Raw genomic sequence first — 20,994 nt, 5'->3', positions numbered from 1 at the left:
AATCCGGCGGGGGAACACCGGGTCACATGGGGGAGCGATGACGAGATTTCTGTGGGCGGCTGCGTACGTCCTGGGGTGGGCGATGCTCGCCGGCGTGGTGCTGGGTGTGTTCCTGCACTACTACCCGTCACGCGGTGACGTCACGCTGTACCTCACGAGCGCGGTCCAGTTCGCGCTCATCCCGGGGTTGATCGCGATCATCGTCTTCGGGGTTCTGCGACGCTGGTTCATGCTGGCGCTCGCCGTCGTGGCGGCCGGCGCTCTGGCCTACACCCAGGTGCCTCTCGTCGTCGCCGAGGCCGCGCCCGCCGGCGAGCGGTTCACGGTGGTCTCGGCGAACCTGCTCTTCGGCGGTGGTGACATCGCTGCGCTCGAGAAGATCGTGGCCGACGCCGATCCCGACCTCGTGTCCCTGCAGGAGGTCACTCCCGAGGCGCTGGAACGCCTGAGGCGCAGCGAGATCGGGCGCGCGCTGCCGCACGAGTTCGCGATCCCGTACAGCTACGCGGCCGGTACCGCGATGTTCAGCAAGATGCCGCTCGACGAGCGCTACAACATCCCGGGGACCGTGCTGCACAACCTGCAGGCCCGGACCGACCTGCCGGGGGCGGCGGGCACCCAGGTGCTGGCCATCCATCCGGCCGCACCGTTGTGGGGCCGCAACTGGGACTGGCTCGCCGACATGGACACCCTCGCCGCGCATTTCGAGCAGCTCCCGCCAGGCCGGGTGATCGCGATCGGGGACTACAACTCCACGTGGAATCACGCGAAATACCGCAGTCTGTTGACCAACGGGCTCGTCGACGGCACCGATGTGGCGGGTGCCGGGTTCCTGCCCAGCTATCCCACCGACAAGCAGATCGGCAACCGGCCGCTGGTCGCCATCGACCGCGTCATCCTGCGTGGCTTCGTGGCGACGTCGATGGACACCCACTACCTGCCGGGTTCCGATCACCGGACTCTGGTGGTATCACTGGTGGCATCATGACGGATCTGCAGAACGCCGGACCCCAGGACGCCGACCGCCCGAGTGCGCCGGAGCGTCGGAGTATCTCCGAGCGATTGCGGTCGGCGACCGCGGTGGCGCACGAGCGCGCCGAACACGCTCCGTTCATCGACGACCTGATATCGGGCCGGCTGGACACCGGCGAGTACCAGCGCCTCGCGATCCAGCTCTACTTCGTCTACGAGGCCCTGGAACGTGTCGGCGCCGACCTGGCGGGAGATCCCGTCGCCGAGGCCGTGCTCGACCCGAGATTGCTGCGCCTGCAACGACTCGGTGCCGACCTCGCGTCCTTCGGCATCGACCCGTCCGACACGACGCCGTTGCCCGCGGTGGCGCGGTATGTGGCCGCGATCGAGTCCACCCGCACCGACCCGGCGCGGTATGTGGCCCACCACTACACCCGCTATCTCGGCGACCTCAGCGGCGGTCAGGTGGTGGCCCACCGCATGCGGGAGCACTACGGCGTCGACGACGCGGCACTGAGCTTCTACTCGTTCGACGAGATCGACAAGCTCAAGCGCTACAAGGACGCCTACCGGGCACGGCTCGACGCACTACCCCTCGACGCGGACGGAATCGATCGCCTCGTCGGCGAGGCGATCGCGGCATTCGATCACAACCAGGCGGTGTTCGGCGATCTCGACGGCGCCCGGGCGGCCTGACCCATAGGTCCGTCCGCGCGGTCGGGATCTGACGAGCTCCGGTTCAGTTGACCTGCAGCTTGACCGTGCGGTCCAGCACGACCTCGCTCAGGTCGTCATGACCCTTCACGAGCTCGATCCGTAGCTGATTGCCGTCGAGTCGGCTGGTGGTGCGAACGACGCGGGGAGTGCCTTCGAGGCTGATCCGGTCGCCGGGTACGAGGTCTTCGACATATACATCGCGGGTCATTCGTCCAAACTACGGTCGTACCTGGTGAGTCGGCAGGGTAACAAGTCCCGAAAGTGGTACGGATCACAGGCCGCGTCGGCCTCCTGGTCCACGAATTGCGGGATCGGGCGGTGCCCAAGTGACGAGGTGGACGGTCTCTCGACGAGTGAGCCGGGGCGTCTCAATCTGAGACGAACCGCTCACCGGTCCGTGCTTACGCTGCGGGCGAGACCCGCAGACGTGAGGAGTCGTCGATGAAAGCTCTCGTGTATCACGGTCCCGGCCGGAAAGCCTGGGAGGACGTTCCGAATCCTGTTCTGCAGGAACCGACGGATGCGATCGTCCGGATGGAGGTGACCACCATCTGCGGGACGGATCTGCACATACTCAAGGGCGACGTACCGGCGGTCACGCCGGGTCGGATTCTCGGTCACGAAGGCGTCGGCGTGGTCACCGAGGTCGGTCCGGGCTGCGAACGGGTTCGGGTCGGGGATCGCGTGATCGTGTCGTGCGTGAGCAAGTGCGGTACGTGCGAGTTCTGCCGAGCGGGTCTGACGTCGCATTGCCAGACGGTGGGTGGCATCGGCTGGATCTTCGGCCACCTCATCGACGGGACGCAGGCCGAATTCGTCCGGGTTCCGTTCGCCGACAACGGACTCATCCCGCTTCCGGAGAAGGTGACGCCGGAGCAGGGCACGATGCTCAGTGACATCCTGCCGACGGGTTACGAGATCGGGGTGCTCTACGGCGCGGTCGGGCAGGGCGACGTCGTCGCCGTCGTCGGGGTGGGGCCGGTGGGTCTGGCCGCCGTGATGACGGCCTCGGCCGCCGGTGCCTCCAAGGTGATCGCCGTGGACGGCAACAAGTTCCGGCTCGAGCAGTCCCGGGAGTTCGGCGCGACCGACACCATCGACGTGAATGCCGGCGGCGACGTCGTCGCCCAGCTCCGAGAACTCAGCCGGGGCGGACTCGGTGTGGACGTCGCGATCGAAGCTGTCGGAGTACCCGCGACGTTCGGCGTCGCGCTCGACTCGGTGCGTCCCGGCGGTCACGTCGCCAACGTGGGCGTGCACGGCGAGAGCGTGACGTTCCCGATCGAGCGGGACTGGATCAACAACCTCACGATCACCACGGGCCTGGTCAATGCCACCACGGCGCCCGAACTCCTGGAGAGCATCGAACGCGGCGACATCGCCCCGGAGAAGTTCATCACCCACCGGTTCACGTTCGATCAATTCGACGAAGCGTACGACACGTTCGGCAACGCTGCCGACGAGCACGCGCTCAAGGTGATCATCGCCGCCGGCGACTGAGGGACGCCCCCTCACGGCGACGTACGCCCCGATCTGCGTGGCGTCGCTACTCTCTGGCCTCGGCGATGGACAGCACGACCGTGGTGCGCTCGTCGGAGTCCAGCGTCTCGTCGTCGGCCGTGTGGTCGACCAGCGAGAAGTGCCGGACGTTGGCGAGGTTCACGATGTGCGCGGACCCCTCCAGTTCGAGGGCGATCGGTTCGCCTTGCCGGACCATGTCGCGGACGAACTGCATCACCTCCGGGACGGACTCCGCGAACAGCAGCCGGATCTCGAACTCGTCGGACGTCAGGAGTGTGCCCATGCGGCTCATCGTCGCACGATGGGACGGGCGGGTAGGGCGCCTCGCGCGGATTGCCGTGCTGGTAGCCCGGCAACGAAACGGCCCGCTCGGCGATCGGAGAACGATCGCGGAGCGGGCCGAGTCGGCTGGAGCGTGGCTCAGCAGTCGTAGTACAGCGAGAACTCGTACGGGTGCGGACGGATCTGCACCGGCTCGATCTCGTTCTCGCGCTTGAGCGCGATCCAGGTCTCGATGAGGTCCTCGGTGAACACGCCACCGGCGGTGAGGTATTCGTGATCCTCTTCGAGGCGGTCGATGACCGCGGCCAGCGAGGTCGGAGCCTGCGGGATGCTCTTCGCCTCCTCCGGCGGGAGCTCGTAGAGGTCCTTGTCGACGGGCTCGTGCGGCTCGATCTTGTTCTTGATGCCGTCCAGGCCGGCCATCATCATCGCGGCGAACGCCAGGTACGGGTTGCCCGAGCTGTCCGGGCAACGGAACTCGAGGCGCTTGGCTTTCGGGTTGTTGCCGGTGATCGGGATACGCACGCAGGCCGACCGGTTGCGCTGGCTGTAGACCAGGTTGATCGGGGCCTCGTAGCCCGGCACCAGACGCTTGTACGAGTTGACCGTCGGGTTGGTGAAGGCCAGCAGCGACGGTGCGTGGTGCAGGATGCCGCCGATGTAGTAGCGCGCCAGGTCCGACAGGCCCGCGTAGCCGGCCTCGTCGTGGAACAGCGGCTTGCCGTCCTTCCACAGGGACTGGTGGGCGTGCATGCCCGAGCCGTTGTCGCCGAAGAGCGGCTTCGGCATGAAGGTGACCGACTTGCCGTTCTGCCACGCGGTGTTCTTGATGATGTACTTGAACAGCTGCACGTCATCGGCTGCGTGGAGCAGCGTGTTGAACTTGTAGTTGATCTCCGCCTGGCCTGCGGTGCCGACCTCGTGGTGGCCGCGCTCGAGCTCGAAGCCCGAGTTGGTCAGGTTCGTCGACATCTCGTCGCGCAGGTCGACGTAGTGGTCGTACGGTGCGACGGGGAAGTAGCCACCCTTCGGGCGGACCTTGTAGCCGAGGTTCGGGCTGCCGTCCGGGTCGGTCGGCGAGGCGGTGTTCCACCAGCCGGACTCGGACTCGACCTCGTAGAAGGTGCCGTTCATCTCGGAGCCGAAGGACACCGAGTCGAAGATGTAGAACTCGGCCTCGGCGCCGAAGAAGCAGGTGTCGGCGACGCCGGTCGAGGCGAGGTAGTCCTCGGCCTTGCGGGCGACGTTGCGCGGGTCGCGGCTGTAGGCCTCGCGCGTGAACGGGTCGTGGACGAAGAAGCTGAGGTTCATCGTCTTGGCCTTGCGGAACGGATCGATCCGCGCGGTGGCCGGGTCGGGCAGCAGCATCATGTCCGACTCGTTGATCGACTGGAAGCCACGCACCGACGAGCCGTCGAATGCCAGACCCTCCTCGAAGACGTCCTCGTCGAAGGCCGACGCGGGGATCGAGAAGTGCTGCATGACACCGGGCAGGTCGCAGAATCGGATGTCGACGTACTCGACACCTTCCTTCTTGATGCCCTCGAGTAGTTCTTCTTTACTGCTGTACACCGTGCGGTGACTCCTTCGTGATCGGTGGTCCGTGTATGGGGACACGCCACATCCGCCACTGAGAAACAGCAGCGGATCTCAGCGGCAACCGTATGGAGGCGAAGTTGCCCATGCGCTAAGTCCGTGTTTCCCCCGTGTTACACGCGCAGTGGTGTTCGCTACACAGCGTGTTCGGGGCGCGACGCACTCGGCGCACCCCAACCCTAGCGGCAGGCCCGAATGGGCGGGACGGGTCGCGACAACCAGCGACTACGATGGTTCGTAGTGCGGCGACGACGCGGACCGAGGTGGTCGCGCGGTCGCGTGAGAGGAGTCATCACCGATGGGACGAGTCACGGGTTCCTGGCTGTCGGGACCGCAGATCGGTCCCGCGTCCGGCGTGGAGAACGAGTACCGAGGGCAGGATCTGGGCCTCCCGGAGAACGGGCCCGGGTCGCTGGCGACCGGCTGGCCGCGCGTCGCGGGTCTGCTCGTCGACTGGCTGATAGCCGCCGGACTCGCGCTGCTGTTCGTCGGGTTCTACTCGCCACACCTCGCCACCACACAGCTCGGCGTGTGGTTCGTGATGGGCATCTTCGCGGTGACTCTGTTCGGGTTCACCCCGGGCCAACTCGTCATCGGGATGCGGGTCGCGCGAGTGGATTTCGGTTCCGAGCGCAACACCGCCGAGGCGACCGGCGAGCAGAGCCCGGCGGCGGTCGGGATCGTCCGCGCCTTTTTCCGTCAGCTGCTGATGATCTTCCTGGTGCCGGCGCTGATCAACGACTACAACGGGCGCGCCCTGCACGACCGCGCCACCGGAACCGCTCTCGTCCGGACCCGCTGACGGCGGCCGATCCGCACGAGCCACTCATCGACAAAACCCACCACCGAATCGAATCGGTGGTGGGTTTTGTCGTAGGTCGTTGCCCGTCGAACTCACCCCGGCGCACAGTCGACGGAATCGGGTGCACAGTCGACGCAATTCGGTGCACGGTCGACGGGGTGGGGCAGAAGCGTCAGCCGCGGCGGCGCGCCGTCCGTTGCATGCTGCGCATCTTGGCGTTCGCGGGGAGCGGCCCCTTCGGCATGCCGGGGCCGGGAGCCTTGCTGCCGAGGGCGGACAGCCGACCCTCGAGGGTCTCCATCCGCTTGCGGTCGATGTTGCTGGGCAGCTTGTTGAGGTGCCGTTCGAGCTTCGACAGCGGGATCTGACCGTCGTCGTTGCCCACCATGATCTCGTAGATCGGGGTGTCGCCGACGACGCGCGCGACCTTCTTCTTCTCCTGGCCGAGCAGCGACTTGATGCGCGTGGGCGAGCCCTCGCCGACGAGGATCACACCCGGCTTGCCGATGACGCGGTGCACGGCGTCGAGCTGAGACGTCCCGGCGACGGCCTGCTTGACCCGCCACTGCCCGCGCATGTTGCCCAGGGCCCACCCCGCGGCGCCCGGCTGTCCCTCGGCCTTGGTGTAGACGTTCTTCTGGACCCGGCGGCCGAACAGGATGAACGCACCCAGGATGCCCAGCACCACCCCGAGCGGGATCAGCAGCCACGGCGAGCCGAGGACGAACCCGAGCGCGGTGAAGACAGCGATCGACAGGACGATCACGCCCACCATGTAGGGGATGAGTCGTTTGTCTTCCTTGCGCTGCATCTGGAAGGCCTGCCACAGCTGTTGGCGCCGTTCCTTCGATGCCGCCTTACGGGCCTTCTTCTTCTCGGCCTTGACCTCTTTGCTCACCTGCGCCTTTGCCATGAGCCCAGTTTACGTCCGCGCGCCGAGGAGTCAGCGGGCGAGGCGGGCCATCAGGCTGGAGGCCTCCTGGCTGGCCGATCCCTCGGCTGCCAGGTGGGCCAGTGCCGGCGAGATCTCGCGGCCGTGGTGGGCCATCGCCTGCGCGTACAGACGCCCGGCCCGGTACGACGAACGCACCAGCGGACCCGCCATGACGCCGGCGAAACCGACTTCTTGCGCGAACTCCGAGTGGTCGACGAACTCCTCGGGCTTGACCCAGCGCTCGACCGGATGATGCCGTGGCGAGGGCCGTAGGTACTGCGTGATGGTCAGGATGTCGCAGCCGGCCTCGTGCAGATCCACGATCGCCGACTGCACCTCCTGCGGGGTCTCGCCCATGCCCAGGATGAGGTTCGATTTCGTCACCAGACCGAAATCGCGTGCAGCGGTGAGCACGTCGAGAGACCGCTCGTAGCGGAACGCCGGCCGGATGCGCTTGAAGATGCGCGGCACGGTCTCGAGGTTGTGCGCGAGCACCTCGGGGCGGGCGTCGAAGACCTCGGCCAGCAGGTCGGGCTTGGCGTGGAAGTCAGGGATGAGGTTCTCCACACCGGTGCCGGGGTTGAGGCGGTGGATCGCGCGGACGGTCTCGGCATAGAGCCAGGCGCCCTCGTCGGGCAGGTCGTCGCGGGCGACGCCGGTGATGGTGGAGTAGCGCAGACCCATCGCCTGCACGCTCTCGGCGACGCGACGGGGTTCGTCGCGGTCGAGGGCCGACGGCTTGCCGGTGTCGATCTGGCAGAAGTCGCAGCGGCGGGTGCACTGCTCGCCGCCGATGAGGAAGGTCGCCTCGCGGTCTTCCCAGCATTCGTAGATGTTGGGGCAGCCGGCTTCTTCGCAGACGGTGTGCAGGCCTTCACGCTTGACCAGGCCCTTGAGTTCGGTGAACTCCGGGCCCATCGTCGCGCGGGTCCGGATCCACTCCGGTTTGCGTTCGATGGGGGTCTGGGCGTTGCGCACCTCGAGGCGCAGGAGTTTGCGGCCTTCGGGGGCGGGGCTCGGAGTCTGGGGTGCGGGTGCCGATGCCGTGGGTGTGGCGTCGGGGGCACCGGGTCCGGGGGTGAGGGGGGACGCGGTCACTGAATCGATCCTACGCTTGCAGTAGTGGGTGTTTCGGACTGTGTGGTGGCAGGCACCGGGTTGGCGGTGGGGTCGAAGTCGGGGGCGTCGAGCGCGGAGCACACCGCGTCGACGGTGTCGTCGAGCATCGAGTCCACCGAGAGTGGGCGGTTCAGTTCGCGGGCGAGGGAGGTCACCCCGGCGTCGGCGATTCCGCAGGGGACGATCGCCTCGAACGCCGACATGTCGGGGTCCACGTTGAGCGCGAAGCCGTGCAACGCCACCCCGCGTGCGACGCGGATACCGATCTGTCCGAGTTTGCGTTCCCCGGCGTCGTCGGTGATCCACACGCCCGATCGGCCGTCGACACGGCCGGTGGCCACGCCGAGCCCGGCGCAGACCGTGATCAGCGCCGCCTCCAGGCGACGCACGTACTCGACGACGTCCAGCGGCTCGGCGAGCTTCACGATCGGGTAGCCGACGAGCTGCCCCGGGCCGTGCCAGGTGATCCGACCGCCGCGGTCGACATCGACCACCGGCGCGCCGTTCGTGGGCCGGTCGGAGTCCTCGGTGCGTTTGCCCGCGGTGTAGACGGAGGGGTGTTCCAGCAACAGCAGTACGTCGTGGTCGAGGATGCCGTCCGCGCGGTCGGTGGCCAGCCCGTGCTGCATGTCGTAGGCCGACTGATAGTCGAGGACGCCGAGCCGGCGGATCTCGACCGGATCGGTACTCGCGCGGATCGGTCGATCAGTCATGGCGTCGGGAACCGGTGGCGTAGGCCAGGGCCTCGTCGACACCGGGATGGGTGAAGGTGAATCCGTGATCGGTCAGCACCTCAGGTGCAACGCGTTGACTGAACAGAATCATTTCCTCGGCCATCTCGCCGCCGACCCGGCGTGCCGCGAAAGCGGGGACCTGCAGCACGGTCGGACGGTGTACGGCACGGCCCAGAGCCGACGCGAACTCGCCGAACGGAACGGCGCCCGGTGCGCTCAGGTTCACCGGTCCCGACACGTCGGAGGCGAGGAGGAACTCGATGGCCCGCACCTCGTCGATGAGGCTGATCCACGAGAAGTACTGCTTCCCGTCGCCGATGGGCCCGCCGAGACCCAGCTTGAACAGCGGACGGAGCTTGCCGAGCAGGCCACCCTGCGCACTCAGGACGGGCGCGGTGCGCAGCAGGACGAGACGCGTGCCGTCTCCCGCGTTGGCGGTTGCCGCGCGTTCCCAGTCGACGACCAGGTCGGCCAGAAAACCCTCGCCCGGACCGTCGGACTCCGTCGCCGGACGTGAACCGGTGTCGCCGTAGTAGCCCGTCGCGCTCGCACTGACGAAGGTCGGGATACCGAGATCCCGGACCGCCTCGGCGAGGATCTCGGTCGGGGTGATCCGGGAGTCCCGCAGTTCCTGTTTGAACCGGCCGGTCCACCGGCCGTTGCCGACGCCGACACCACCGAGTGACACCACCGCCTCGACGCCGTCGAGGCTCTCGGGCGGGACGCCGATGGTCTCGGGATCCCAACTGAACTCGTCATCAGCGCGTGCCTCGCGGCGGACCAGACGTGTGACCGTGTGGCCCGCCGCGCGCAGCGAGTTGACCAGGGCGTTGCCGATCAGCCCCTGTGACCCTGCGACGGCGATCCGCATCGCGTGTCCTCGGTGTGCCGTCTCCGGGAATCCGGGCTAGAGGCCCAGGTCCGCGGCGAAGGCAGCCTCTTCGAGACGCTTCTTCACCGTGGTGAGGAAGCGGCCGGCGTCGGCGCCGTCGATGAGACGGTGATCGTAGGTCAGCGGCAGGTAGGACATCGAGCGCACCGCGATCGACTCCGAGCCGTCCTCGCCGGTGATGACGACCGGACGCTTGACGATGGCACCGGTACCGAGCATCGCCGCCTGCGGCGGGACCAGGATCGGGGTGTCGAACAGGGCGCCCTGGCTGCCGATGTTGGTGATGGTGAAGGTGCCGCCGGCGAGCTCGTCGGGCTTCAGGCCGTTGGACCGAGCGCGCGACGCGATGTCGGCGATGGCCCGGGCGAGGCCGGCGATCGACAGGTCGTCCGCGTTGTGGATGACCGGCGACAGCAGACCCTGCGGGGTGTCGACGGCGATCCCCAGATGCACCTTGTCGTAGTAGGTGATCTCCTTCTTGTCCTCGTCGATCGACGCGTTGACGTTCGGGTGCGCCTTCAGCGCCTCGACGACGGCCTTCGCGATGAACGGCAGGAACGTGAGGTTGACGCCCTCGGAGGCCTTGAAGCTCTCCTTGGCCGCCTTGCGCAGTCCGGCGATGCGGGTCATGTCGACCTCGAAGACCTGCGTCAGCTGGGCGCTCTGCTGCAGGGACTCGCGGGTCTTCTTCGCCGTGATCTGGCGGATGCGGTTGATCTTCTGGGTGGTGCCGCGCAGCTCGGCGAGCTCGGGACGGATCTCCGGCGATGCGGACTTCCCGGCCGATGCCGCGGGTGCCGACGGAGCAGCGGCCGCCGCGGGCTTCTGCTCGGGAGCGGGCGCCTTGGCCTCCTCGGCCGCCGCGAGCACGTCCTGCTTGCGGATCCGGCCACCGACACCGGTGCCCTTGATCGCGTTGAGGTCGATGTTGTTCTCCGCGGCCAGTTTGCGCACCAGCGGGGTGACGTACGGCGTCGACTCGACGGTCGGCGGGTCGGACTTCTCGGGGCCCTTGGACTCGGCCTCGGGCTGCGGCTTCTGCTCCTCCTCGGGAGCGGGTGCCTGCTCGGGTTCGGGCTTCTGCTCGGGCTCCGACTTCTGCTCGGGTTCGGGTTCCGGCTCGGGCTCGGGCTCCGGCTCGGGCTCCTTCTTCGACGGAGCCGCCGACGCGTCACCGATGACGGCGAGCTTGCCGCCGACCTCGATCACGTCGTCCTCCTGCGCGAGGATCTCGAGGAGCGTGCCCGCGACGGGGGAGGGGATCTCGGTGTCGACCTTGTCGGTCGAGACCTCGAGCAGCGGTTCGTCGGCCGCCACCTCGTCGCCCATGGACTTCAGCCAGTTGGTGACCGTGCCCTCGGTGACCGACTCACCGAGCTCGGGCATGAGCACATCGGTGCCCTCGGCCGAGCCGGAACCGGTGTCGGCCGTGGGCTTCTCGGCGGGGGCGTCCTCCTCGGTGGAGGGCTCTTCGGCCGCCTGCTCGGGCTCGGGTTCGGGGGCGGCCTCGGTGGGCTCGTCGCCTCCGGCCGACTCCGAGCCGGAGTCGTCGGAACCGGAGTCGGCCTCGTCGGCGTCACCGATCAGGGCGAGGTCGCCGCCGACCTCGACGACGTCGTCCTCCTGCGCGATGATCTTGGTCAGCACACCCGAAGTGGGCGCCGGGATCTCGGTGTCCACCTTGTCGGTCGACACCTCGAGCAAGGGCTCGTCGGCCTCGACGGTGTCGCCCTCCTCCTTCAGCCACCGGGTGACTGTCCCCTCGGTGACACTTTCACCAAGGGCGGGCATCTGGACGGAGAAGGCCATCGTTGTGAACTCCTGAACTCGACGTGGTGGTCTGTAGGTGATGCCCAATGGTGTGTGCGCCGTGGGCACGGGGTCGGGGGCGGTACGACGACCGCGCAGATGAGTGGCGGATCAGCCGCTCATCCCCGCGGCCAACCCTACCCGCACGGTGCGCCGCCGACTCGGTTCGGCTCGTACTCGTCGGTAACGATTCTCATCGGTGCGGCGCGCGGGTGTCGGCGGCTGTCGGTCGGCTGTCTTCTCAGCCGTTCGCAGCGATGTCCTCGAGCACCGCGGCGATGGTCCGGACGGGTACGCCCGTACCGCCTTTCGTGGTGTAACCCCACGGGCTGCCGGTGTTGAAGGCGGGTCCGGCGATGTCGATGTGGGCCCACTGCACATCCTCCGGTACGAACTCCTTCAGGAAGATGGCGGCGGCGAGCATCCCGCCCCAGCGGTGCGGGGTCACGTTCGCCAGGTCCGCGACGCGGGACTTCAGGTCGGCGCGGAGTTCCGCGGGCAGCGGCATGGCCCAGGCGTTCTCGCCGACATCGGCCGAGCGGGCCGCGACGCGGTCGCGGAACTCGTCGGTACCCATGACGCCGGGTGTGCGGGTGCCGAGCGCCACCATCTGCGCACCGGTCAGCGTTGCGGTGTCGATGAGGTAGTCGGGATCGTCCTCGCAGGCCCGCACGATCGCATCGGCGAGGATGAGACGGCCCTCGGCGTCGGTGTTGAGGACCTCGACCGTGCGTCCGCCGTACTGGGTGAGCACGTCGCCGGGGCGCTGGGCGGTCGACGAGGGCATGTTCTCGGCCATCGGCACGGTCGCGGTGACCGTGACGTCGATGTCGAGGCGGGCGGCAAGGATGGTCGCGGCGATGACGGCGGCGGCGCCGCCCATGTCCGAGGTCATCGCGTCCATGTTCGCGGCGGGCTTGATGGAGATGCCGCCGGTGTCGAAGGTGATGCCCTTGCCGACGAGAGCGACCTTCGTGGGGGACTTCTTCGCGGTGTGGGTCAGCCGGACGAGGCGCGGCAGTCGCGAGGAACCCTTGCCGACGCCGATGATCCCGCCGTAGCCCTGCGCCTCGAGCTGCTTGTCGTCGAGGATCTCGACCTTGAGCCCGGCCTTGCTCCCGAGCGTGCGGGCGCGGGCCGCGAACTCCTCGGGATAGAGGTGACTCGGCGGGGTGTTGACGAAGTCACGGGCGATGGCGACGGAGTCGGCGATCGCGACCGCCCGCTCCAGGCCGGCCTTGGCCTCCTTGGACTTCGATTCGACGAGCAGTGTGATGCGTTGCGGCGGAGTCTTCTTCGGCTTCGAACTGGACGAGCGGAACTCGTCGAACCGGTACGCGCCGAGGAACAGCCCTTCGGCCGCGGCGAGGAGATCGATCGCGGCGAGCGTGGTGGCCACCGACTCGTGCCCGTCGAGCTCGCGCGCGACGATCCCGGCGGCCTGCCGGACCTGGTCGGCGTCGTCGAGGTTGTCGGCGTCGCCGAGACCGACCGCGACGACGACACCGACCGGCAGGGACTCCGGAGCCGCGGTCCGGGTGACCTCGCCGTGCGAGCCGGTGGCCCCGAGTGCCGTGAGGGCGGCGCTGATGGCGGCGGCCTGAGCGTCGTCGAGGATGCCGTCACCGATGGCGAGAGTCGGCTCGGCGCCGGGGCCGTCGGCATCGTCGTCGGACGACGACGCGCTGATCAGGCCGATGACCAGGGCGGAATCGCCCTTGCCGATCGAGGTGGACAGTTCGAGTTCGGGGCCGCGTGCGCGGTCGACGGTGTCGTTCTTGCTCACCCGCTCAACTCTGCCACAGCGGCGCCGCGGCGGGCTGCCGCGAACGCCGATCCCGCCGGGCGTGCCGCCACGGGTGCGCCCGGCGGCGCGGGTCGCCCGATAGCGTGGACGGCATGAGTGAACTCCTCGCCGGGCCGATCGCCGACCGTCACGCCGCACTGGGGGCCACCTTCGCCGAGTTCGGCGGATGGAACATGCCGGTGTCGTACTCGGGCACGGTGGCCGAGCACGCCGCGGTGCGGGACAACGTGGGCATCTTCGACGTCAGTCACCTCGGCAAGGCGCTGGTGTCCGGGGCGGGCGCGGCGGCGTTCGTCAACTCGACGCTCACCAACGACCTCGGCAAGATCGTGCCCGGCAAGGCGCAGTACACGTTGTGCTGCAATGAGTCCGGCGGTGTCGTCGATGACCTGATCGCCTATCTCGTCGGTGACGACGAGGTCTTCCTGGTGCCCAACGCGGCGAACACCGCGGACGTCGTGGCCCGACTGCAAGCGGTTGCGCCGGAAGGCATCTCGATCATCGACCAGCATCGTGACCTGGCCGTCCTGGCGGTGCAGGGGCCGAGGTCTCCCGACATCCTGACCGGACTCGGACTCCCCGCCGACATGGAGTACATGGCCTTCGCCGACGCCGACCTGGCGACGCCCGGAGGGGCGGCCCCGGTGCGCGTCTGCCGGACGGGATACACCGGGGAACGGGGCTACGAGATCGTGCCGCGGTGGGACGACGCCGGCGCGGTCTTCGACGTCCTGCTCGAGGCGATCACCGCGGTCGGCGGCCTTCCCGCGGGGCTGGGCGCGCGGGACACGCTGCGCACCGAGATGGGTTACGCACTGCACGGACACGAGCTCGGTCCCGACATCTCGCCGGTGCAGGCGCGCTCGAGCTGGGCGGTCGGTTGGGACAAGCCGTCGTTCTTCGGGCGCGACGCCCTGCTGGCCGAGAAGGAGGCTGGGCCGGCGCGTCGCCTGTACGGGTTGCGGGCGACCGGACGCGGAGTCCCGCGGGCCGGCTGCGCGGTTCGGCAGGCAGGCGACGCAGCGGGCGGAGCGGCGATCGGGACCTGTACGTCGGGCACGTTCTCGCCCACGCTCAAACAGGGCATCGCACTCGCGCTGCTGGACACGGCGTCGGGGGTGCGCAAGGGTGACGAGGTCGTCGTCGATGTCCGCGGCCGCGACCTGACGTGTGAGGTCGTGATCCCGCCGTTCGTGCCGTCGCACGTGTGACCTGCGAGCACTCGCATGGGGCCGCACCGGGGCCCGGGGGTGACCCCACCGGGCGCGGAAATGCTTTTGGACCCGGCGGTACGATGGCGCCATGACCTTGGAGTTCAACCGTACCGAGCACCCGCATCCGGTGTCTGAGGGCCGGCGCGCGGAGATCCTGTCCGCCCCGGGATTCGGGCGCCATTTCACCGACAACATGGTGATGATCGACTACGACGCCGAGGTGGGTTGGCACAGCGCCACGGTGAAGCCGTACGGTCCGATCGCGCTGGACCCGGCGGCCACGGTTCTGCACTACGGCCAAGAGGTGTTCGAGGGGCTCAAGGCCTATCGCCAGCCCGACGGTTCGATCGCCGCGTTCCGGCCCGAGGCCAACGCGGCCCGGCTGCAGCGCAGTGCCGAACGACTCGCCATGCCGGCACTGCCGGTCGAGGATTTCATCGCCTCTCTCAAGGCACTGCTGGATGCGGACAACGAGTGGGTGCCCGCCGCCGGCGGCGAGGAGTCGCTCTATCTCCGTCCGTTCATGTTCGCCTCGCAGGCGAGTCTCGGCGTGAACGCCCCGTCCACGAAGTACATCTACTCGGTCATCGCGTCGCCGGCCGGCGCCTACTTCGCCGGCGGCATCAAGCCGGTGAGCGTCTGGCTCTCCACCGAGTACGTTCGCGCAGCACCGGGCGGTACCGGATTCGCCAAGTGCGGTGGGAACTATGCCGCCGCGTTCCTCGCGCAACGGCAGGCGACCGAGCAGGGGTGCGACCAGGTCGTGTGGCTCGATGCGATCGAGCGCCGCTTCATCGAGGAGATGGGCGGCATGAACCTGTTCTTCGTGTTCGGCTCCGGTGCCGACGCCCGCCTGGTGACCCCCGAACTGTCCGGGTCGCTGCTGCCGGGGATCACCCGTTCGTCGTTGCTGACGCTGGCCACCGACGCCGGCTTCGAGGTCGAGGAACGCAAGATCACCACCGAGGAGCTGCGCAAGGGCGTGGCGTCGGGCGACATCACCGAGGTGTTCGCCTGCGGCACCGCCGCCGTCATCACCCCGGTCGGCCGGGTCAAGGGTGAGGGCGAGGACTACACCATCAACAACGGTGAGACCGGCGAGGTGACCCAGGCGTTGCGGGACACTCTCACCGGCATCCAGCGCGGGACGTTCGCCGACACTCACGGCTGGATGACCGAGCTCTACCGCCGCTGACCGGCGCCGCGGTCAGAGCAAGAGGCCGACGACGGCGAGTGCGACCCCGAGTTCGATGGTCGCGCCCAGCACGTCGCCGGTCATCCCGCCCATCCGCCTCGCGCAGTGCCGGGTGAACCACCAGGCCACTGCCGCGACGCCGAGCACGACCGCAGATCCTTGGACGACGGCGGCCACCTCGAGGTGGCCGCCGTCGAATCCGTTGGCAGACAATCCGAGTGGGACGGTCGCGATGAGCGCGACAAGCAGCCAGGCGGCGATGGAGGTGTGCTGGGTGCCCGCGACGAGCGCGCCGAAGCCGTTGCGGTGGGCCGGATCCAGTGACCGCCGGGTGCCGATGACCGCGCCGAGCCGGCCGAGCGCGATGGCGAACGCGAGGTCGTACCATCGGGACTCATCGGCCAGTGCGGCGAATCCGGTCGACTGCACCGCCAGGACCAAGACCAGCGTCGCCACGCCGAACGGTCCGACGGTGCCGCTGCGCATCACCTCGGTGACACGTTCGGGCGGGCCGTAACACCCGAGTCCGTCGGCGGTGTCGGCGAGCCCGTCGAGATGCATGCCACGGGTCAGCGTGGCGAGCAGGACGACGACGAGAACACCGATCAGCAGCGTCGGGAGTCCGGTGTGTGAGAGTCCGAGGGCCGCGATCGCCGATCCGGCACCCAGCACCACGCCCACCACCGGGACCGACGCCATCACCGCCGCCCCCAGCGATCGATCCGGCGCGGCCGACGCCTCGTGACCTCCGACGGGCGCGATCGTCATCCAACTGAACGCGGTACGGAGCGCCCGGGTCGGCGGAATCACGGCGAATCCGTTCGGCGTCAGGATGTCTCGGCGTCGGCGGCGATGGTCCCGTCTGCGGGGTCCCCATCTGGGATGCTGTTGTCGGTCACCCCGGCCTCGTCGAAGGTGGCCATGGACACGAGCAGATCGGCGGCCGACTGCACGATCGGCAGGGCCAGGACGGCTCCGCTGCCCTCGCCGAGCCGCATCGAGAGATCGAGAACCGGAACCAGGTCGAGGTGCTCGAGGGCGATCTGATGGGCGGGTTCGACCGACCGGTGACCGGCGATCCACCAGCGCATCGCGCCCGGCGCGAGCTCGTTGGCGACCATCGCCGCGGCGGTGATCACCACGCCGTCGAGGATGACCGGCGTCCGGCGCAGGGCCGCCTGGGCGAGGAAACCGACGGTGGCGGCCAGGTCGGCCCCGCCGACGGCGGCGAGCAACGCGAGCGGGTCGTGGATCACCTTACGCGCGCGGCGCATACCGTCGCGGATCGCGGCGGTCTTGCGCATCCACCCGGCGTCGTCGACGCCGGTTCCCCGGCCGACGATCTCGACCGGTTCGCGCCGGGTCAGCGCGCCGATGAGGACGGTGGCCGGGGTGGTGTTGCCGATACCCATCTCGCCGGCGATCAGCAGATCGGTGCCCGAGTCGACGAGGTCGTCGGCGATGGCGCGGCCGGCGGCGAGTGCCTCGCGCGCCTCGGCGAGAGTGATCGCGTCGGTGGTGCGCAGGTCGTCGCTGCTGCGCCGGACCTTGTACCGCGACAGCTCCGGAGCGGTGTCGGCGTCGACGGACATGTCGACGACCTTCACCGTCGCGCCGACGCGGCCCGCCATGACGTTCACCGCCGCGCCGCCCGCGGAGATGTTGGCGACCATCTGTGCGGTCACCTCGGGCGGGAACGCCGAGACCCCACCGCGGGCGACGCCGTGGTCGCCGGCGAAGACGACGACGGTGGGGGAGGTGAGAGGTGCGGGCGGGCACTGGCCCTGGCAGGCGGCGATCCAGACGCCGATCTCCTCGACGCGGCCCAGCGACCCCGGTGGCTTGGTGAGGGTCGCCTGCCGCTTGCGGGCGTCCTGGGCGATCGCCTCGTCCGGCGGCGTGATCGGCGCGAACACCTCGGCGTCGGTGGGGTCGGGCCGGGGGCCCGTGGAGAATCCCACGCCCGCAACCGGTTCGGGTGCGGAGGAGTCGGGCGCGGAGGAGTCGGGCGCGGAGGAGTCGGCAGTGGGGGTCGCGGTGGCGACCGACGTCCGCGGAGCAGGCTCGGCGTGATCGGAGGCCGTCGCCGAGGGCGGCGGGGTGTCCGACGCCGAATCCGCACTGCCGGTTGTCGTCCGGGTGATCGGCGATCCCGGCGTGGCGGGAAGGTTGAGGACCCGCCCGGCGACGACGAGGTCGACACGCTCGCACACCTGCGCCACCCGGGCGTTGAGGGTGCCGAGCAGGTCCTGGAAGACCCGTCCGGCGGGGGTGGGAGGTACGAGCGACAACCCGGCCTCGGGGCTGATCAGCACCACGTCGGCCGACATCGCGCTCAACGCGTCGCAGAGGTCGTCGATCGGGCCGTCGAGGTCGATCTCCGACCCCGAGGTCCAGCCGTGGACAGCGTCGATCTGCGCGGTGAGCCAGTTGCCCAGATCGTCGACGAGGGCCGGGATGTCCGGTGCGGAGCGCAGGGCGTGCCCGAGGTCGGTCGTCTCGATCGTCGTGTACCGCGCGTCGCGGCGTTCGCGGTGGATCCGCACGCGGTCCATCCAGTCGCCGTCGGAGGACGTGAGCGGGCCGGTGGCCAGGTATCGGATCTGCCGGTGCTCGCCGAGCAGGGACTCGCCGTGCGCGGACTTACCCGAGCGCACGCCTCCGAGGACAAGGGTGCGCACTGCGCGATCGGTCATCGATCAGACTTCGTCGCCCGGCGAGACCATCGGCTTGGGGGCGCGCATCTTGCGCAGCTGCATCGCGCGGGTGAACGCGTACCAGCCGAGCTTGAAGCCCCCGTCGCCGGACTCCGGGAAACGTTCGGCGACGCGGCGGTTGACCATGCGGCCGAGGATCACACCGTCGACGGCCATCAGAACGACGAACGCGACCAGGATGAGGTTCGTCAGCGCGGCGGCCTGCGGGACCAGGAACATCAGGACGATCAGCAGGATGGCGAACGGCATGAACAGCCCGGCGAAATTGCGCCGGGCGTCGACGATGTCGCGGGTGTAGCGCCGCGCGGGGCCCTTGTCGCGCGGCATCAGATAGGCCTCGTCGCCGGCCATCATCCGTTCCCGCTGCTGGAGCCGTTTCTCGCGTCGCTCGGTGGAGAGTGCCCGCTTCTCCTCCTTGGAGAGCGTGGACTTGAGCTCCTTCTTGCGGGCGCGTGCCTCGGAACGGTTCGTCGGTGGTGGCGCGACGGGACCGCGCCGCCGGTTCTCGGCCTGGCGGCGAGACGGCGTCGGGCGCCCCTTGCCCGGAGTGTATTTGCTGCCCTTGGCGGAGGGCGCGACGTCGGTGCCGGACTCGTCGTCGGCGGTGTAGGTGGAGACCGAGCTGTCGCCGGAATCCGCCTGGGTGTCGTCCTTCTTCCATGGCAGCTTCACGCCTGTAGAGCCTAGGTGATCGGTGTTGCGAGACAAACGCGCGGTCGTCGCTTTTCGGTGGTCGCCGCCCGATGTCGTCCCGAGGGGCGTGCCCACCGCGGATGCGGCGTCCGGAGTCGCACTGCCGGGATCGGGTCCGCTCCCTATACTCCGTGCTCATGACCGGGAACGATGCGACGCGCGGTGCGACACCCACGGGACCGGCGACGGGGTTCCGGTGCGCATCCTGATCGCGCCGGACTCGTTCGGCGACACCATGTCCGCGGTGGTCGCCGCGCACGCGATCGCGCGCGGGTGGACTGCCGCGCGGCCGGATGACGAACTCGTCGTGGCCCCGCAGTCCGACGGCGGACCGGGCTTCGTCGACGTCCTGGCGTCGCGATTCGGGACCGTGATCACCGAATCGGTGTCCGGCCCGCTCGGCGCGGGCGTGCGTGCCCGGTGGCTTCTCGACGAACCCTCGACCGCCTACATCGAGTGCGCGCAGGCGTGCGGTCTACATCAGCTGGGCGGTACGCCGACGCCGCGCACGGCGGTGGGGGCCGACACCCGAGGTGTCGGTGAGCTCGTCGTGGCGGCACTGGCGCGCGGGGTGGACCGGATCGTGATCGGACTCGGCGGCAGTGCGACGACCGACGGCGGTGCCGGCCTGCTGGAGGCCCTGGGCGGCGGCGATCACGCCCGGCGGCGACTTCGCGGCGTGGAGCTGATCGCGGCATCCGATGTGGAGAACCCGCTCCTGGGCCCGCTGGGCGCGGCGGCGGTGTTCGGTCCGCAGAAGGGCGCCGACCCGGACACCGTCGCCCTGCTCGCCAGGCGGCTCGACGACTTCTCGCGCGTCCTCGGTGACCTCGCAGGTCGGGACATCGCCGACGAGCCGGGTGCCGGTGCCGCAGGTGGTCTGGGTGCGGCGCTCCTCGCGCTCGGAGGCGTCCGCGTCTCCGGCGCCACCGTCGTCGCCGACGCGACCGGCCTGGCTGCCGAGGTCGCCGCGGCCGACGTCGTCGTCACCGGGGAGGGCAGGTTCGATGCGCAGACGCTCCGCGGCAAGGTCGTCTCCGCACTGCACTCCGCTGCCTCGTCGCTCGGCGCTCACGGTGCCGGAGCGGCGACGATCGTCCTCGCGGGACAGGTCGCCCTGAGCCCCGACGAGATCGCCGAGGCCGGTGTGGCGGCGGCGCACGCGATCGTCGACGTCGCGGGCTCGGTCGAGGTCGCGATGGCCGATGCGGAGAACCAGCTCGTCGCGCTCGCCGAAACGGTGGCGTCCGATCTCGATGACGCGCACCGCTGATCGCGCCGACGTGTCGAGCCGAGAACCCGGCCGGACCTCGGGGAAACGCCCGTCCGACTGGACGGGAATACCACGGGGAGGAGTACGGTTGTACGCACGGGCACAACCGGTCGACCTCCCGGCGAGCGGGGTGAATCCCGAACGACCGTGCGGGGCGCAACCCATCACGACGGCATCGGGCCACATTGCACCGGGACCACACCACTTACAGGAGCATCCATGACCGTGCAGAACGAAACGAGCACAGCCACGAGCACCGGCGTCGTCCTCAGCGACGCTGCCGCGTCCAAGGCCAAGGCGCTGCTCGACCAAGAGGGCCGCGACGACCTCGCGCTGCGTATCGCCGTCCAGCCGGGTGGTTGCGCGGGCCTGCGGTACCAGCTCTTCTTCGACGATCGCACCCTCGACGGTGACATCACCACCGACTTCGGCGGCGTCACACTGGCTGTCGACCGGATGAGCGCGCCCTACGTGCAGGGTGCGACCATCGACTTCGTCGACACCATCGAGAAGCAGGGTTTCACCATCGACAACCCGAACGCCACCGGCAGCTGTGCCTGCGGCGACTCGTTCAACTGACACGTCGGCACACGTCAGACGCTTTCCGGCACCGGCCGCATCCCATGGGGGTGCGGCCGGTGCCGTATGTCGTGGGGTGAGTAGCGTGGACACCTGTCTGTGTCATCACCTACCCGGGTCATCACCCATTCGGGTCAT

20 protein-coding genes are annotated in these 20,994 nt (G+C 69.1%); 8 read left to right on the top strand and 12 right to left on the bottom strand.

Annotation, left to right across the window (positions count from 1 at the left end):
* Positions 1-37: 37 nt before the first annotated feature.
* Together ABIC25_RS20170 and ABIC25_RS20165 are read left to right on the top strand one after the other, a co-directional pair.
* Complete coding sequence (locus ABIC25_RS20170; RefSeq protein WP_101819423.1) at positions 38-988, top strand: endonuclease/exonuclease/phosphatase family protein; 951 nt, start codon at positions 38-40, stop codon at positions 986-988.
* Positions 985-1,668: a biliverdin-producing heme oxygenase gene (locus tag ABIC25_RS20165; RefSeq protein WP_435529105.1), complete on the top strand. Its 684-nt coding sequence runs from the start codon at positions 985-987 to the stop codon at positions 1,666-1,668. Before ABIC25_RS20170 ends, ABIC25_RS20165 begins: the two co-directional genes overlap by 4 nt.
* 43 nt (positions 1,669-1,711) lie before the next feature.
* Here ABIC25_RS20165 and ABIC25_RS20160 read toward each other — a convergent pair whose 3' ends face one another.
* Positions 1,712-1,897, bottom strand: coding sequence for a hypothetical protein (locus ABIC25_RS20160; RefSeq protein WP_004022938.1), 186 nt, complete (start codon positions 1,895-1,897; stop codon positions 1,712-1,714).
* A 233-nt stretch (positions 1,898-2,130) separates the two neighbouring features.
* Between ABIC25_RS20160 and ABIC25_RS20155 the strand changes: the two genes are divergently transcribed.
* A complete protein-coding gene (locus ABIC25_RS20155) occupies positions 2,131-3,189 on the top strand; it encodes a zinc-binding dehydrogenase (protein ID WP_354562861.1) in 1,059 nt (352 codons plus the stop codon).
* Between the two features lie 46 nt (positions 3,190-3,235).
* Here the strand turns inward: ABIC25_RS20155 and ABIC25_RS20150 are convergent, their stop codons facing one another.
* Both ABIC25_RS20150 and glnA read right to left on the bottom strand, forming a co-directional pair.
* Positions 3,236-3,493, bottom strand: a complete 258-nt coding sequence (locus ABIC25_RS20150; protein ID WP_354562859.1) for a hypothetical protein — start codon at positions 3,491-3,493, stop codon at positions 3,236-3,238.
* Between the two features lie 137 nt (positions 3,494-3,630).
* Positions 3,631-5,064 carry a type I glutamate--ammonia ligase gene (glnA, locus tag ABIC25_RS20145; RefSeq protein ID WP_004022935.1) on the bottom strand — a complete coding sequence of 478 codons (1,434 nt, stop codon included), beginning with the start codon at positions 5,062-5,064 and terminating at the stop codon, positions 3,631-3,633.
* Positions 5,065-5,386: 322 nt separating this feature from the next.
* Here glnA and ABIC25_RS20140 point away from each other — a divergent pair, with 322 nt between their 5' ends.
* Positions 5,387-5,890, top strand: a complete 504-nt coding sequence (locus ABIC25_RS20140) for an RDD family protein (RefSeq protein ID WP_064570570.1) — start codon at positions 5,387-5,389, stop codon at positions 5,888-5,890.
* A gap of 172 nt (positions 5,891-6,062) precedes the next feature.
* On the opposite strand, the gene ABIC25_RS20135 is transcribed toward ABIC25_RS20140, so the two are convergent.
* From ABIC25_RS20135 to ABIC25_RS20110, 6 genes are all read right to left on the bottom strand, one after another.
* Positions 6,063-6,803: a DUF4191 domain-containing protein gene (locus ABIC25_RS20135; protein WP_004022933.1), complete on the bottom strand. Its 741-nt coding sequence runs from the start codon at positions 6,801-6,803 to the stop codon at positions 6,063-6,065.
* 30 nt (positions 6,804-6,833) lie between these two features.
* Complete coding sequence (gene lipA / locus ABIC25_RS20130; protein ID WP_101819426.1) at positions 6,834-7,922, bottom strand: lipoyl synthase; 1,089 nt, start codon at positions 7,920-7,922, stop codon at positions 6,834-6,836.
* Positions 7,919-8,656, bottom strand: a complete 738-nt coding sequence (lipB, locus tag ABIC25_RS20125; protein ID WP_101819427.1) for a lipoyl(octanoyl) transferase LipB — start codon at positions 8,654-8,656, stop codon at positions 7,919-7,921. The genes lipA and lipB overlap by 4 nt, the downstream gene beginning before the upstream one ends.
* Positions 8,649-9,548 carry a TIGR01777 family oxidoreductase gene (locus tag ABIC25_RS20120; RefSeq protein ID WP_004022930.1) on the bottom strand — a complete coding sequence of 300 codons (900 nt, stop codon included), beginning with the start codon at positions 9,546-9,548 and terminating at the stop codon, positions 8,649-8,651. Before ABIC25_RS20120 ends, lipB begins: the two co-directional genes overlap by 8 nt.
* Before the next feature lie 36 nt (positions 9,549-9,584).
* Entirely contained in the window at positions 9,585-11,378 is a 1,794-nt protein-coding gene (gene sucB / locus ABIC25_RS20115) for a 2-oxoglutarate dehydrogenase, E2 component, dihydrolipoamide succinyltransferase (RefSeq protein ID WP_354562858.1), read from the bottom strand.
* Between the two features lie 241 nt (positions 11,379-11,619).
* Positions 11,620-13,164, bottom strand: a complete 1,545-nt coding sequence (locus ABIC25_RS20110) for a leucyl aminopeptidase (protein ID WP_354562856.1) — start codon at positions 13,162-13,164, stop codon at positions 11,620-11,622.
* A 113-nt stretch (positions 13,165-13,277) separates the two neighbouring features.
* Here ABIC25_RS20110 and gcvT point away from each other — a divergent pair, with 113 nt between their 5' ends.
* Both gcvT and ABIC25_RS20100 read left to right on the top strand, forming a co-directional pair.
* Complete coding sequence (gene gcvT / locus ABIC25_RS20105) at positions 13,278-14,396, top strand: glycine cleavage system aminomethyltransferase GcvT (protein ID WP_354562854.1); 1,119 nt, start codon at positions 13,278-13,280, stop codon at positions 14,394-14,396.
* 91 nt (positions 14,397-14,487) lie between these two features.
* Entirely contained in the window at positions 14,488-15,594 is a 1,107-nt protein-coding gene (locus ABIC25_RS20100) for a branched-chain amino acid aminotransferase (protein ID WP_004022926.1), read from the top strand.
* Positions 15,595-15,606: 12 nt separating this feature from the next.
* Here ABIC25_RS20100 and ABIC25_RS20095 read toward each other — a convergent pair whose 3' ends face one another.
* The 3 genes from ABIC25_RS20095 to ABIC25_RS20085 are packed head-to-tail and all read right to left on the bottom strand — an operon-like array spanning position 15,607 to position 18,983.
* Positions 15,607-16,404, bottom strand: coding sequence for an adenosylcobinamide-GDP ribazoletransferase (locus ABIC25_RS20095; RefSeq protein WP_248642975.1), 798 nt, complete (start codon positions 16,402-16,404; stop codon positions 15,607-15,609).
* Between the two features lie 17 nt (positions 16,405-16,421).
* A complete protein-coding gene (gene cobT / locus ABIC25_RS20090) occupies positions 16,422-18,290 on the bottom strand; it encodes a nicotinate-nucleotide--dimethylbenzimidazole phosphoribosyltransferase (protein WP_354562853.1) in 1,869 nt (622 codons plus the stop codon).
* Positions 18,291-18,293: 3 nt separating this feature from the next.
* Entirely contained in the window at positions 18,294-18,983 is a 690-nt protein-coding gene (locus ABIC25_RS20085; RefSeq protein WP_004022923.1) for a DUF3043 domain-containing protein, read from the bottom strand.
* A gap of 217 nt (positions 18,984-19,200) precedes the next feature.
* Here ABIC25_RS20085 and ABIC25_RS20080 point away from each other — a divergent pair, with 217 nt between their 5' ends.
* The gene (locus ABIC25_RS20080; RefSeq protein ID WP_064570669.1) at positions 19,201-20,277 is read left to right on the top strand and encodes a glycerate kinase family protein; all 1,077 of its coding nucleotides are present in this window, start codon (positions 19,201-19,203) and stop codon (positions 20,275-20,277) included.
* Positions 20,278-20,496: 219 nt separating this feature from the next.
* Complete coding sequence (locus tag ABIC25_RS20075) at positions 20,497-20,856, top strand: HesB/IscA family protein (protein WP_004022921.1); 360 nt, start codon at positions 20,497-20,499, stop codon at positions 20,854-20,856.
* Positions 20,857-20,994: the final 138 nt, after the last annotated feature.

Source organism: Gordonia sp. PvP123, from assembly GCF_040547295.1.
Lineage (GTDB): Bacteria > Actinomycetota > Actinomycetes > Mycobacteriales > Mycobacteriaceae > Gordonia > Gordonia terrae.
This window is presented reverse-complemented; position numbering and strand designations above follow the sequence as displayed.

Coding starts and splice junctions, on each gene's coding strand:
- ABIC25_RS20170 (WP_101819423.1), top strand. CDS start 38: ATGACGAGATTTCTGTGGGCGGCTGCGTACGTCCTGGGGTGGGCGATG.
- ABIC25_RS20165 (WP_435529105.1), top strand. CDS start 985: ATGACGGATCTGCAGAACGCCGGACCCCAGGACGCCGACCGCCCGAGT.
- ABIC25_RS20160 (WP_004022938.1), bottom strand. CDS start 1,897: ATGACCCGCGATGTATATGTCGAAGACCTCGTACCCGGCGACCGGATC.
- ABIC25_RS20155 (WP_354562861.1), top strand. CDS start 2,131: ATGAAAGCTCTCGTGTATCACGGTCCCGGCCGGAAAGCCTGGGAGGAC.
- ABIC25_RS20150 (WP_354562859.1), bottom strand. CDS start 3,493: ATGGGCACACTCCTGACGTCCGACGAGTTCGAGATCCGGCTGCTGTTC.
- ABIC25_RS20140 (WP_064570570.1), top strand. CDS start 5,387: ATGGGACGAGTCACGGGTTCCTGGCTGTCGGGACCGCAGATCGGTCCC.
- ABIC25_RS20135 (WP_004022933.1), bottom strand. CDS start 6,803: ATGGCAAAGGCGCAGGTGAGCAAAGAGGTCAAGGCCGAGAAGAAGAAG.
- lipB (WP_101819427.1), bottom strand. CDS start 8,656: ATGACTGATCGACCGATCCGCGCGAGTACCGATCCGGTCGAGATCCGC.
- ABIC25_RS20120 (WP_004022930.1), bottom strand. CDS start 9,548: ATGCGGATCGCCGTCGCAGGGTCACAGGGGCTGATCGGCAACGCCCTG.
- sucB (WP_354562858.1), bottom strand. CDS start 11,378: ATGGCCTTCTCCGTCCAGATGCCCGCCCTTGGTGAAAGTGTCACCGAG.
- gcvT (WP_354562854.1), top strand. CDS start 13,278: ATGAGTGAACTCCTCGCCGGGCCGATCGCCGACCGTCACGCCGCACTG.
- ABIC25_RS20100 (WP_004022926.1), top strand. CDS start 14,488: ATGACCTTGGAGTTCAACCGTACCGAGCACCCGCATCCGGTGTCTGAG.
- cobT (WP_354562853.1), bottom strand. CDS start 18,290: ATGACCGATCGCGCAGTGCGCACCCTTGTCCTCGGAGGCGTGCGCTCG.
- ABIC25_RS20075 (WP_004022921.1), top strand. CDS start 20,497: ATGACCGTGCAGAACGAAACGAGCACAGCCACGAGCACCGGCGTCGTC.